Raw genomic sequence first — 477 nt, 5'->3', positions numbered from 1 at the left:
GTATACAATTTCGCAAGTAAGGTAATGAATACTCGCGTTTTTATTACTTTACAAATAAGCTAAGAATTTTGCTAAAAATTCAGCAAAATCTAATGTTTTATTTTCGTGTAATTCGGTTGAAGATTCCGAATTTCACTCAATACAACATAAGATTTTACAAAGAATTTTAGCTTGGTCAAGCTACGAAGAGCGCATGGTGAATGCCTTGGCACTAGGAGCCGACGAAGGACGCGATAAGCTGCGATAAGCTTTGGGTAGGCGCAAATAGCCTGTGATCCAGAGATTTCCGAATGGGGCAACCCACATAGTTTATAGCTATGTACTGTACATTGAATACATAGATGTATGGAGGTAACTCAGGGAACTGAAACATCTAAGTACCTGAAGGAAGAGAAAGAAAAATCGATTTCCTAAGTAGCGGCGAGCGAACGGGAAAGAGCCCAAACCAGCTCCTAACGGAGTTGGGGTTGCGGACAG

At 40.9% G+C, this 477-nt stretch carries 1 rRNA gene; it reads left to right on the top strand.

The features are described 5' to 3' along the window. Window positions 1–173: 173 nt before the first annotated feature. Window positions 174–477 (top strand): 23S ribosomal RNA (locus tag ACJDUG_RS17795); the annotation flags it as partial.

It is taken from the genome of Candidatus Clostridium stratigraminis (assembly GCF_045310675.1).
GTDB lineage: Bacteria > Bacillota > Clostridia > Clostridiales > Clostridiaceae > Clostridium_AT > Clostridium_AT stratigraminis.
Note: the sequence above shows the minus strand (reverse complement) of the source record. Positions and strands in the feature narration are given on the sequence as shown.